This window comes from uncultured Microbacterium sp. (assembly GCF_913776565.1).
Lineage (GTDB): Bacteria > Actinomycetota > Actinomycetes > Actinomycetales > Microbacteriaceae > Microbacterium.
In genome coordinates this window covers 1-11,261 of the sequence record NZ_CAJYPF010000179.1, presented here as the reverse complement: position 1 = coordinate 11,261, position 11,261 = coordinate 1, and the positions used below count along the sequence as shown (strand labels likewise).

Here is an 11,261-nt window from a genome sequence, read left to right as displayed (position 1 = left end):
CTGAACGCGGGTCGATCGACGGACCCCGGTGGCACGCGGGCGCGGCGCACGTGCTGTCGAGGTCAGGCCGGTGCTTCGTCCGCGCGACGAGCGGGCAGGGCGGCGGGGGCGAGACCCGCCTCGTCGCGCCGTTCCTCGGCGAGCACGAACGACGCGGCGAGCTGTTCGGCCGCCAGGCTGGCGTACAGGCCGCCCTGGGCGAGCAGCTCGGTGTGCGTACCCGATTCGACGATGCGACCGGCATCCACCACGTGGATACGGTCGGCGCCGATCACGGTCGACAGCCGGTGGGCGATCGACAGCGTGGTGCGCCCGTGCGAGGCGGTCTCGAGGGCCTCCTGCACGATGCGTTCCGACACGGTGTCGAGCGCGCTGGTGGCCTCGTCGAGAAGGAGGACCGGAGGATCCTTCAGCAGCACCCGGGCGATTGCGACCCGCTGCTTCTCGCCACCCGACAGGCGGTAGCCGCGTTCGCCGACCACCGTGTCGTAGCCGTCCTCGAAACCGGCGATGACGTGGTGGATGTTCGCCGCCCGGCAGGCCTCTTCGATCTCGGCGTCGGTGGCGTCGGGACGGGCGTAGCGCAGGTTCTCGCGGACGGTGGCGTGGAACAGATACGTCTCCTGCGAGACGATGCCGATCTCGTCGATGATCGACGCCTGCTCGAGAGATCGCACGTCTGCACCCGAGAACATCACCGCCCCGCCGCTCGTCTCGTACATGCGCGGCGTCAGGTAGAGGATGGTCGTCTTGCCCGCGCCGGACGGCCCCACGAAGGCCACGTGCTGGCCGGGCTCGACGGTGAAGCTCACCCCGTCGAGCGTCGGCCGCGCCTGTTCGGGGGCGTCCGGATAGCGGAACCGCACGTCGCGGAACTCGATGCGCCCCACGGGCCCGGGCGCCGCCGCGACCGGGATCGCGTCGGGCGCGTCCACGATCGCGGGACGCAGGTCGACGTACTCGAAGATGCGCGCGAACAGCGCCGACGACGTCTGCACGTCGAGGGCGACGCGCATGAGACCCATGAGGGGCATGAGCAGGCGCGCCTGGACGGTCGTGAAGGCGACGATCGTGCCCGCCGTGATCGCTCCCGCACCCCCGCCGATCAGGTAGCCCGAGACGAGGTAGATGACCGCCGGCACGCTCGACATGATGACCTGGACCACGGCGAAGAAGCCCTGACCGCTCATCGCGCGCCGCACCTGCAGCCGAACCTGGTTGTCGTTCTCGGCATCGAAGCGGGCGGACTCGGTGCGCTGGCGGTTGAAGGACTTGGACAGGAGGATGCCGGACACGCTCAACGTCTCTTGCGTGATCGCCGAGAGCTCCGACAGCGACTCCTGCGTCTCTCCGGCGATGCGTGCCCGCACCTGGCCCACGCGCCGCTGCACGAAGATGAGGAACGGCATCAGCGCGACCGCGATCAGGGTCAATCGCCAGTCGATCAGGATCATCGCCACGAGCGACGCGAGCACCGTCACGGCGTTGCCCAGGATGCTGGTGACGGTGTTGGTGAGCACCCCCGAGACCCCTCCGACGTCGTTCTGCAGGCGGGACTGGATGACGCCGGTCTTGGTGCGGGTGAAGAACCCGAGCTCCATCGCCTGCAGGTGCTCGAAGAGGCGGGTGCGCAGGTCGCCGGTCACACGGTTTCCGACCGTCGCCGTGAGCCACGTCTGCCCCACATTCAGTCCGGCCGACAGCAGGAACAGCCCGATCATCACGCTCACCAGCACGGCGAGCAGCCGCAGGTCGGGACTCGAGCCGTCGATCGGGAAGAGCGCGTCGTCGAAGATGCGCTGCACCAGGAGAGGGGGGATGACGGCGACCGCCGCCCCCACCACGACCAGCAGCGCCGTGAACACGATCCGCCACCGGTAGGGCCGGAACAGTTCGACGACCCGCTGCCACAGGTGGGGCACGCGCGGCGCCTGCGCGTTGCGCCGACGCTGCATGTCGGCATCCACTCCGCGGAACATGCTTCCGCCGCCTCCGTGCATGCTCATGCGGGCCAGCCTACGTCCGGCCACCGACACCGGCTCGGGCCTGGGCGGTGTCGGAGGTGCCCGCTAGGCTCGCAGCGCCCGCCGAGGTCTTCTCCTCGACGGTGGAATATCGCGGGAGCACCGGCCGTTGACTTCCTCGCAGTCGCTCTCGCGGCACCACCGAAGCCCCCCGCACGAACAGGACCTCGTCATGGCCGCCACCGGCACCATTCCCGTCTCCCGAACGCGTCCCGACGCGGGCCCCGCGGCGGCGTCGCCCCGTCCGGGACCCGTCATCGCCCTGCTCGTGGTCGCCGCGTTCGTCGTGATCCTGAACGAGACGACCATGTCGGTCGCGCTTCCGGCGATCATGGCCGACTTCGGGGTGAGCGCCGCCACCGGCCAGTGGCTCACCTCGGCTTTCCTGCTGACCATGGCGGTCGTCATCCCTCTCACCGGCTTCCTGCTCGAGCGCTTCCCGATCCGCGTGGTGTTCTTCGCCGCGATGGGCGTCTTCGCCCTGGGTACCCTGATCGCCGCGGTCGCCCCCGCGTTCGGCGTCCTGCTGGCCGGCCGCATCATCCAGGCGATGGGCACCGGCGTGATGATGCCGCTGCTGTTCACCACGGTGCTCAACCTCGTGCCGGCGAACAAACGCGGGCGCGTGATGGGCGTCGTCACCATCGTGATCGCCGTCGCACCCGCCGTGGGGCCGACGGTCTCGGGGCTGATCCTGTCGGCCCTCACGTGGCACGCCATCTTCTGGCTGATCCTGCCCATCGCCCTGGTCGCGATCGCCCTCGGTGCGCGGTGGGTGCGCAACGTCACCGAGACCCGGCCGGACGCGCGGTTCGACAAGCTGTCGGTCGTCCTCTCGGCCCTCGGCTTCGGCGGTCTCGTCTTCGGCCTGAGCGCGATCGGCGAGTCGGCCTCGGGCCACGCCTCGATTCCGGTCTGGATCCCCCTCGCCGTCGGTGTCGTCTTCGTCACCGTGTTCGTGATCCGGCAGCTGCGTCTGCAGCGCGCGGACGCCGCGCTGCTCGACCTCCGGGTGTTCCGGAGCCCGTCGTTCCGTCTGGCCGTCCCGCTGGTCGCCATCGTGATGGCGGCGCTCTTCGGCTCGCTGATCCTGCTGCCGATCTTCCTGCAGCAGGCGCTCGGGCTCAGCAGCCTCACCGTGGGGCTCATGCTGCTGCCGGGTGGCGTGCTGATGGGTGTCATGGCACCGATCGTGGGACGCCTGTTCGATCGCTTCGGCCCGACTCCCCTGGTCATCCCGGGCATGCTCATCGCCGCCGCCGTCCTCTGGACGATGGCGCTGACCTTCGGTCAGACCACGCCCGTCTGGTGGATCGTGACGGTGTACCTGGCTCTCAACCTCGGACTGGGTCTCGTCTTCACCCCGCTGATGACGTCGGCCCTGGGTTCACTCCCCCGCCGCCTGTACTCGCACGGCAGCGCGGTCGTCGGCACCGCTCAGCAGGTCGCCGGCGCGGCCGGGACAGCCGGATTCGTGGCGATCATGACGGTGTTCTCGAGCTCCGCCCTCGCCGAGGGCGCGGATCAGGCGAGCGCCATCGCCTCGGGCGTGCACGTCTCGTTCCTCGTCGGAGCCATCATCGCGACCGCGGCGGTCGTGCTCTCGTGCTTCGTCCGCAAGCCGGCCGAGAGCGAAGAGAGCGACGCTCCCGTCGTCGCGCACTGACGCGGCGCCGGGGCGGTGCAGCCATCTCGGCTCCGCCGCCGGTGGAGCGTCGAGAGTCGACCGGTCAGAGAGAGCAGGAACCGCCGCCGCAGCACTGCGAGGCGGGGCGCGTGTCGTCGTCGGTGTCGACGGCGGGAGCGTTCAGCAGGGTGATGAGAGGCCGGGCCGCGCTCGCGGTGTCGGTCGTGGGTTCTCCGGACATGCGCTCCATGCTACGCCTGCGCGCGCGGGTGGGCTCCGGAGCACTGCCGGGTCCGTGGCCACACCCCCGCGCTAACCCCGGCGCCCGGCATCCGCAACCCCCGGACACCCGGCGCGGCGGGTTCCTACCGTGGGAGCACCCCACCCACAACGAAGAGAGGCGTACTCATGACCGATCTCAGCGGCAAGCGCATCGCGTTCCTGGCCACCGATGGTTTCGAAGACAGCGAGCTGACCAGCCCGTGGGAGGCCGTGACCTCCGCCGGAGCCGAGGCCGTCCTGGTCTCTCCGACCGAGGGCAGCATCAGCGGCGAGAAGGGCCACGAGCAGAAGGTCGACCTGGCGGTCTCCGGTGCCTCCGCGGGCGACTTCGACGCGCTCGTCCTGCCCGGTGGTGTGCAGAACGCCGACGACATCCGCATCGTGAAGGATGCCGTGTCGTTCGCCCGCGACTTCTTCGACCAGCACAAGCCGGTCGCCGTCATCTGCCACGGCGGATGGATCCTGACCGAGGCCGACGTGCTGAAGGGCCGCACGCTGACGAGCTACCCCACCCTGCAGACCGACCTGCGCAACGCGGGTGCCACGTGGGTGGACGAAGAGGTGCACGTCGACCAGGGCCTGGTCTCGAGCCGCAACCCCGACGACCTGCCCGCGTTCAACGCGAAGCTCGTCGAAGAGGTCGCCGAGGGGAAGCACTCCGGCCAGAGCGCCTGAGCTTGTGCCCACACGGGCCTCGGACCGCGGTCCGAGGCCCTTCGTCGTGCGGCCGGTCATTCCGCGCACCCGCAGGGCTTCCGGGTCGGGGCCTCAGCCGCGCTGGCACGACGGGCACCACTGCCCGCCGCCCTTCGTCCCCGGGATGTCCTCGACCAGCCCGCCGCAGCCCGGACACGGCTCGCCCGTCCGGCCGTGCACCTTCATCGCGGCGACCTTCGCCGCCTTCTGCTCGGCGATGGGCACGTCGCGGCGGTCGCGCGCGGCCCCACCGAGCACGTCGCGCAGCGCCGTCCAGAGCCGGGTGATCTCGGCATCCGTCAGACCCGCCGCGTGCGAGACGGGGTCGAGCCCCGCCGCGAACAGGATCTCGTCCGAGTAGGCGTTGCCGATCCCGGCGAGGCTCTCCTGCTCCTGCAGCAGCGCCTTGAGCTGCTTGCGCCGACCGCCCAGCGCCGTCACCAGCGTCTCGCGCGAGAACGCCGGGTCGAGCGCTTCGGGACCGAGTTTGGTCACCGCCGGCACCTCGTCGGGGGCGTCGACCACGTGCAGCTGCACCGACAGCCAGTCGCCGGCATCCGTGATGCCCAGGATGCCGTGATCGAAGACGACACGCGCGATCACCGCCGCGCCGTCCGGCGCTGCCACCGCGGCCTCGGTCGTCTCGGCCCAGGTGGCCCAGCCCGCCCGACCGAAGCCGAGCGCGAGGTGAGTGTCCTCCAGATCGACGTCGATGTGCTTGCCGAAGCGTTGCACCGCGGTGACGCTCCGGCCGACCAGCTCGTCGAGGGGCCGGGAGCGCGTCTTGAGCGCCCGGCCCTCCACGAGGTCGATGCCGGCGACCGCGTGCCCGGTCAGGCGCTCGCGCAGGAACAACGCGAGCGCCTCGACCTCGGGTGCCTCGGGCATGGGGCGTGGCTCAGGCGCCGGTGTCGGCCGACGAGGACGGATCGGCCGACGACGGCGCCGGTTCGGCGACGGGCTCGCGGCGGGCCGTCTCGGCGAACGCCTCGGCCACGGCGCGGCCCTGGATGATCTGCGTCAGGTCGATGCCCGTCGCCGCCTTGACCGCCTCGAACGACGAGCGCAGCCCCGTCGCGGACTCGGTGGCGAGGTGGCCGCTGGCCCCCTGGCCGCCCAGCACCGTGACGTTGCCGACGCGGTCGTATCCCTTGGCGAACTCGGCCATCATCGGCACGAGCGCTTCGAGCGCGCGCTGCGCGAGCAGGGCCTCCTGGTTCTGCGACAACGCCTCGGCCTCTGCGCGGATGGCCTCGGCGCGGGCCTGACCGGCCAGGCGCACCGACTCGGCATCGGCTTCGGCGCGTACGCGCACGGCGGACGCCTCCTGCTCGGCGATCTGCGCACGGGCCTGGGCGGCCTTGATCTGCGCGTAGGAGTCGGCGTCGGCGTTCTTCTGACGCTGGTACAGGTCGGCGTCGGCCACGCGGTTGACCTCGGACTCGAGGCGTGCCTGCGTGTTCTGCGCCTCCTGCTCGAGCACCGCCTGGCGGCGCTCGGCGCGGGCCAGTGCCTCGGCCTGCTCGGCCTCCGCGTTGGCGCGACCGACCTCGGCCTTGGCCGCGGCGCTGTTCTTGTCGAGCTTGGTCTGCTCGATGAGGTTCGCCTCGTCGGTCGCGATCTGGCGTGCGCGGATCTCGCGCACCGCGTTGATGCGGGCGACCTCGGCCTCGCGCTTGACGCGCTCGACCTCAGTGGCGCCGAGGGCGGCGATATAGCCGTTGCCGTCGGTGACGCCCTGGATCTGGAACGAGTCGAGGATCAGGCCCTGCGACGACAGGTCGGCCTTGATGCCCTCGGCGATCTGGTCGGACAGGCGCTGCCGGTCGCGCATGAGCTCTTCGACGGTCAGGGTGGCCACGACCCCGCGCAGCGCTCCCTCGAGCTGCTCGGTGGTGAACTGCTCGATCGCCTTGTCCTGCGAGGCGAAGCGCTCGGCCGCACGGCGCACGGACTCGGGGTCCGAGCCGATCTTGACCAGGGCCACGCCGCTGACGTTGACCGTGACGCCGTTGGAGGACTGCGCGGTGGGCTCCATCTTGATCTGGCGCGCGCGCAGCGAGATCATCTCGCCGCGCTGCGTCAGCGGATTGACGATCGCGCCGCCGCCCGTGATGACGGTGATGCGCGACGATTCGCCGTCGGCGCTCTTCTGCCGCTTGCCGACGATCACCAGCGCCTCGTCGGCCTTGGCCACGCGGTACCAACCGCGCACCACCAGCGCGAGGACCAGGATGACGACGACCGCGACGACCACGACGATGACGGCGATGAGGCCGACTGCTCCGAGAGCGGCGAGTTCCATGCTTCTCCTTCGACGGGTGCCGCTCGCGCGGCACGGGGAATTCTTTCCAACCTATCCGGGGCCCCGCGGGCGCTGTCCAGCCTTTCCACGCACGAACCACGGTCCCGCCGGGGTGGCCGGGAGCGTACCGTTGAGGGTGAGGCGGCCCGAACCGCCGAAGAAGGGTCCCCCATGAAGATCGTCTCGTCGCAGGATTGGCGCGACGCCATCCGCTTCGATGCCCCCGTCCTCGTCGCCGACGTCGTGCCCGGTGAGGCCACGCGCTGCGTGGCCTGCGGAGCCGACGGACCGCTGTACGAGCGCACCGAGCTGTGGGCGGTGAAGCACCGTCACCCGAAGCACCACGGCGGTTTCGTCCGGTTCTACTGCGAGCTGCACAAGCCGGCCGCGCCCCCGCCGCCCCCGGCCCCGACCATCGAGCAGCGCCGCGCTCGTGCCGCTACCCCCAAGGCGGAACGCCGCGTGACCAGCCCCAAGCCCACTCCGATCACCGATCGCCCCACGCGGGCGATGTGCCCCGACTGCTTCGTCGAGGTCTCGGCCGGTGGCGACTGCGGCATGTGCGGCGCGCAGGTCGTCTGAGCCCGAGCGGAACGAACCGCCCCGGATCTCTCCGGGGCGGTTCGTCGTTCTCGCGGGTCAGCGCGCCGAGATGGTCCACCCGGCCTCGTGCGAGGCACCCGGGTCCAGCGACACCACTCCGGTGTCGAAGTCGTAGGCGTCGTCGTTGAACGCGTCGGGGGCGCAGGTCATCGGCTCGACGGCCAGACCCGCGCGGTGTCCCGGGGTTCCGGGACCGGTGGGCAGGTCGGCGGTGTGGATCTGCACCCAGGGGCAGTCCGCGCCCCAGCTCATGGCCACCCCCGTGCCCGAGGGGTCGGTGACGGTCACGGTGGCGCGGGCGTCGGCATCCCGGATCAATCCGGTGTACGCGTGGTCGATCTCGACCGCACCCAGCACGCGCTCGGCGCGGAAGTCGAACCGCTCGGCGTCGACGGTCACCGGGGCGAGGGCCACGGGCGCCAGGCGGTCGGGGGTCACCTCGAGCACGGTGTCGGCGGGGAGCGTCAGGCTCCACGCGTCGAGGGCACTCGGGCCGGCCACCAGGTAGGGGTGCGGACCGGTGCCCCAGGGGGCGGGAGTGTCCGAGAGGTTGGTGGCGCGCACCGTCTGCGTGAGGCCCTCGGCATTCAGCCGGAACGTGGTCGACACCACGAGCCACCACGGGTAGCCAGCCTGCGCGGTGACGGTCGCCGAGAGGGTGACGGCGTCGTCCGAGACCTCCGCGATACTCCAATCGACCCACGACAGCAGGCCGTGCAGCGCGTGTCCGCGGTTCGGCTCGGTGAGGGGGAGCTGGTGCTCGTTGCCGTCGAAGCGATGGATACCGTCCACCACCCGGTTGGGCCAGGGGGCGAGCGTGGTTCCGCGGTAGGCGGGACGCAGCTCGTCGGCGGCGAAGGCGACGACGAGGTCGCGTCCGTCGTACGTGAGCGAGCGCAGGGACGCGCCGACGCTGGCGATCGCGGCTTCGTAGCCGTGGGCGCGCAGGACGACGGGGGTGCCCGAGACCAACGTGGGGGTCTCGGTGGGAACGGCAGCGGTCATCCCGTCATTATCGCGGGTGTGCGCGCACCCCCCGAACACGACGAATGCCCCGACCCAGAGGGCCGGGGCATTCGGGGAGGGCGGCTTACTTGAAGGCGTCCTTGACGTTCTCGCCGGCCTGCTTGGCGTGGGCCTTGGTCTGGTCGGCCTGTCCCTCTGCTTCGAGGCGCTCGTTGTTCGTCGCCTTGCCCGCAGCTTCCTTCGCCTTGCCAGCGATGTTCTCAGCGGCGTTCTTGATCTTGTCGTCGAGTCCCATGGTCGGCTCCTCCCGTGTGGTCTTCGGGTATCTCCCGATTGCCTTCACGCTAGGTCGGGGGCTTCGGGATGCCGGGGGGCTTGAAATTCCGCTCGTCGTGAGGCACGCCCCCGGGTTAGGTTCGAAGCATGCGCGGGGGGAACGCTTTCATTCGGCACGCCGGGACGACGTCATGACGACGCCGGACACACTCGACGATTTCGCCGGCCTGCTCGACGACGCTCCGGGGCCGACGCGATCGGACGGTCGGGCGGGACGCATCGCCCTGCTCGTCTTCCTCGCCGTGGTGCTGGCCGTGCTCGGCAGCGGCGGCGGCTACGTGTGGTGGGCGTCGGCGGCGGCGTTGCCCGCTCCGACCGTGACGTCGCGGGCCCCCGCCGTCGCGCCGGGGCCGGCCGCGGCGGTCTCGATGCCCGGGACCGGTCAGGCGATGCTGGCCGTATCGGGGGGCGACGGGTTCCTGACCACGGACGCCGACGGCGTGCTGGCGGCATCCGGAGACGGCTCGCCCCTGCCGATGGCGAGCGTGACGAAGCTCATCACGGCGCTGGTGGTCCTCGACGCGCATCCGCTCGAGAGCGCCACCGACCCCGGTCCCACGATCGCCTTCACCGAGGCCGACACCGACCTGTACGACCAGTTCTACGTCCGCGACGCGGTGATCTCGCGCATGCCCGACGGGCTGCGCCTGTCGCTGCACGACGCCCTGGCGACCATGCTGCTGCCCTCGTCGGCGAACTACGCCGTCGCGGTGGCGCGCTGGGGGTTCGGTTCCGAGGATGCGTTCGTCCAGGCCGCGCGGTCGTGGTTGAGCGCGAACGGTCTCGAGAACACCCGGATCGTGGATGCCACGGGCCTCGACGCCCGCAACACCAGCACCGTCGGCGACCTGCTGGCGCTCGGCCGCCTGGCCGCCGCCGACCCGACGATCGCCGCGCTCGCCAGCACCCGCTCGGTCAGCGTCGAGGGCGCCGGAACCGTGACCAACACCAACGACCTGCTCGGCACGCTCGGCATCTCGGGACTGAAGACGGGCAACCTCGGTGACGGCACCTTCAACCTGCTGTTCACCTCGACGCTCGACGTCGGCATCGACGCCCCGCTGCAGATCGTGGGCGTGCGCCTGGGCGGAGACACCCACGACAGCACCGATGCCGACGTGGTCCGCATGCTGCAGTCGCTGAAGGACGGCTTCCACGATGTCACCGTCGGCGCCGTCGGCGACGAGATCGGCGAGATCTCCACCGCGTGGGGATCGCAGGCCTCCCTCGTCCTCGCGCGCGGCGAGAAGCTGCGGACGTGGTCCGACACCCCGGTGACGGTCGACCTCGCCACCTCCGCACCGCAGACCTACGCCGAGGGCGAGGTCGTCGGCCGGATCACCTGGACCGCGGGAACCCGGTCGGCGGCCTCCAACGTGAAGATCTCGGGCGACCTCGGCGAGCCGACCCTGTGGTGGCGCCTGACCCACCCGGGTGAATTGGGCTGACGCTCGCGGGCGTCGACACCTCCGCCAGGTGAGGCTGAGAATGAATCTTCGCCCTCACGCCGTACGTTCGCCGTTGAGTCGATGACTCGGTCGACGCACCTCGGTACGGTCGGGGCGTGCAGATCTTCGATGTCGACCTGGGGTCGGTCTCAGATTGCGTCGCGGCGGTCGCGGCCGTAGCGGGTTCCGTTTTGAGCGTGTGGGCCCTGCGCTTCGGCCTGGCGGCCAATCGCACAGCCGAGCAGACGCGCCAGGACGCCAAAGCCGCGGCGGACGCCGCAGAGGCCCGTGAACGCGATCGTGATGCCGCAGACGCCGAGCGCGACCGTCGCCTGATCGCAGGGAGTGTCGCGGCGTGGTGGGCCGCTGACCGGAGCGAAGAGCCGCTCCGCTACGGGGTGATCATCGCCAATCAGAGCGCGGCGCTCTCCGTCTTCTATGACGTTGACGTCCATGTGACTCCCCCCGCAGGAGGAAAGCATGTCATCCACATGAACGTCCTTCCCCCCGGGCAGTTCTTCGTGCAGCACCGAATCGGGTATCCGCGCTCGACCTGGGAGCGCCTCCCGGTGCCCGTGCGGTCCACGCAGATCCTCGATCCGCTGACGGTAGCGGGAGATCGCTCGGTCGACCTCGTGGAATTCTCGGACGGGCTCGGCACCCGGTGGCGCTGGCGACCGCGCGAAGGCCTGTCGCAGGAAACAGGTGGACGTAGCGGCGCATCGGGGACGCACGGGCCTCTCGACGTGCGCGACGCAGAGCGCGTGGCCGTCCAGGTCGCCTATCCCGCCGGTCCTTCACGAGAAGCCCGCGAAGAGGTGGATCCGCACCCCGCAGCGAGCGGGACTCAGCCCGAGAGGTGATCGCGCGCCCACAGGGCCGCGCTCGTGCGGTCGGCGACGCCGATCTGGCGGAAGATGCTGCCCAGGTGCGCCTTGACCGTCCGCTCGGTGATCCCGAGCGCCGCGGCGACC

Annotated in this window: 12 protein-coding genes; 5 read left to right on the top strand and 7 right to left on the bottom strand. The window is 70.9% G+C overall.

All coding sequences use genetic code 11. The features are described from left to right. Positions 1-62: 62 nt before the first annotated feature. On the bottom strand, positions 63-2,006 hold the full coding sequence (locus tag QZ433_RS10050) for an ABC transporter ATP-binding protein (RefSeq protein WP_295782767.1): 1,944 nt from the start codon (positions 2,004-2,006) through the stop codon (positions 63-65). A gap of 190 nt (positions 2,007-2,196) precedes the next feature. On the opposite strand from QZ433_RS10050, the gene QZ433_RS10045 reads away from it, so the two are divergent. After that, complete coding sequence (locus tag QZ433_RS10045; RefSeq protein ID WP_295782764.1) at positions 2,197-3,690, top strand: MDR family MFS transporter; 1,494 nt, start codon at positions 2,197-2,199, stop codon at positions 3,688-3,690. A 64-nt stretch (positions 3,691-3,754) separates the two neighbouring features. Here the strand turns inward: QZ433_RS10045 and QZ433_RS10040 are convergent, their stop codons facing one another. Continuing rightward, entirely contained in the window at positions 3,755-3,892 is a 138-nt protein-coding gene (locus tag QZ433_RS10040) for a hypothetical protein (protein ID WP_270352896.1), read from the bottom strand. 167 nt (positions 3,893-4,059) lie between these two features. On the opposite strand from QZ433_RS10040, the gene QZ433_RS10035 reads away from it, so the two are divergent. Then, complete coding sequence (locus QZ433_RS10035; RefSeq protein WP_295782758.1) at positions 4,060-4,608, top strand: type 1 glutamine amidotransferase domain-containing protein; 549 nt, start codon at positions 4,060-4,062, stop codon at positions 4,606-4,608. 93 nt (positions 4,609-4,701) lie between these two features. Here the strand turns inward: QZ433_RS10035 and QZ433_RS10030 are convergent, their stop codons facing one another. After that, the gene (locus QZ433_RS10030; protein ID WP_295782756.1) at positions 4,702-5,517 is read right to left on the bottom strand and encodes a DNA-formamidopyrimidine glycosylase family protein; all 816 of its coding nucleotides are present in this window, start codon (positions 5,515-5,517) and stop codon (positions 4,702-4,704) included. 10 nt (positions 5,518-5,527) lie between these two features. Beyond that, entirely contained in the window at positions 5,528-6,934 is a 1,407-nt protein-coding gene (locus tag QZ433_RS10025) for a flotillin family protein (RefSeq protein ID WP_295782753.1), read from the bottom strand. Positions 6,935-7,105: 171 nt separating this feature from the next. Here QZ433_RS10025 and QZ433_RS10020 point away from each other — a divergent pair, with 171 nt between their 5' ends. Beyond that, positions 7,106-7,516, top strand: coding sequence for a glucose-6-phosphate dehydrogenase (locus QZ433_RS10020; protein ID WP_295782749.1), 411 nt, complete (start codon positions 7,106-7,108; stop codon positions 7,514-7,516). Between the two features lie 57 nt (positions 7,517-7,573). Here QZ433_RS10020 and QZ433_RS10015 read toward each other — a convergent pair whose 3' ends face one another. Beyond that, complete coding sequence (locus QZ433_RS10015) at positions 7,574-8,542, bottom strand: aldose 1-epimerase family protein (protein ID WP_295782747.1); 969 nt, start codon at positions 8,540-8,542, stop codon at positions 7,574-7,576. 85 nt (positions 8,543-8,627) lie between these two features. Further along, complete coding sequence (locus tag QZ433_RS10010) at positions 8,628-8,798, bottom strand: CsbD family protein (RefSeq protein ID WP_136585266.1); 171 nt, start codon at positions 8,796-8,798, stop codon at positions 8,628-8,630. 172 nt (positions 8,799-8,970) lie between these two features. On the opposite strand from QZ433_RS10010, the gene QZ433_RS10005 reads away from it, so the two are divergent. Then, positions 8,971-10,287: a D-alanyl-D-alanine carboxypeptidase gene (locus tag QZ433_RS10005; protein WP_295782742.1), complete on the top strand. Its 1,317-nt coding sequence runs from the start codon at positions 8,971-8,973 to the stop codon at positions 10,285-10,287. A 116-nt stretch (positions 10,288-10,403) separates the two neighbouring features. Beyond that, positions 10,404-11,150, top strand: coding sequence for a hypothetical protein (locus tag QZ433_RS10000; protein WP_295782739.1), 747 nt, complete (start codon positions 10,404-10,406; stop codon positions 11,148-11,150). Here QZ433_RS10000 and QZ433_RS09995 read toward each other — a convergent pair. After that, on the bottom strand, positions 11,135-11,261 hold a 127-nt coding region (locus QZ433_RS09995; protein ID WP_295782770.1), incomplete at its 5' end, for a LuxR C-terminal-related transcriptional regulator. The genes QZ433_RS10000 and QZ433_RS09995 overlap by 16 nt on opposite strands.

Excerpts from the sequence above, each read along its gene's own strand:
- QZ433_RS10050 (WP_295782767.1), bottom strand. The coding sequence starts at position 2,006 with ATGAGCATGCACGGAGGCGGCGGAAGCATGTTCCGCGGAGTGGATGCC.
- QZ433_RS10045 (WP_295782764.1), top strand. The coding sequence starts at position 2,197 with ATGGCCGCCACCGGCACCATTCCCGTCTCCCGAACGCGTCCCGACGCG.
- QZ433_RS10040 (WP_270352896.1), bottom strand. The coding sequence starts at position 3,892 with ATGTCCGGAGAACCCACGACCGACACCGCGAGCGCGGCCCGGCCTCTC.
- QZ433_RS10035 (WP_295782758.1), top strand. The coding sequence starts at position 4,060 with ATGACCGATCTCAGCGGCAAGCGCATCGCGTTCCTGGCCACCGATGGT.
- QZ433_RS10030 (WP_295782756.1), bottom strand. The coding sequence starts at position 5,517 with ATGCCCGAGGCACCCGAGGTCGAGGCGCTCGCGTTGTTCCTGCGCGAG.
- QZ433_RS10025 (WP_295782753.1), bottom strand. The coding sequence starts at position 6,934 with ATGGAACTCGCCGCTCTCGGAGCAGTCGGCCTCATCGCCGTCATCGTC.
- QZ433_RS10020 (WP_295782749.1), top strand. The coding sequence starts at position 7,106 with ATGAAGATCGTCTCGTCGCAGGATTGGCGCGACGCCATCCGCTTCGAT.
- QZ433_RS10015 (WP_295782747.1), bottom strand. The coding sequence starts at position 8,542 with ATGACCGCTGCCGTTCCCACCGAGACCCCCACGTTGGTCTCGGGCACC.
- QZ433_RS10010 (WP_136585266.1), bottom strand. The coding sequence starts at position 8,798 with ATGGGACTCGACGACAAGATCAAGAACGCCGCTGAGAACATCGCTGGC.
- QZ433_RS10005 (WP_295782742.1), top strand. The coding sequence starts at position 8,971 with ATGACGACGCCGGACACACTCGACGATTTCGCCGGCCTGCTCGACGAC.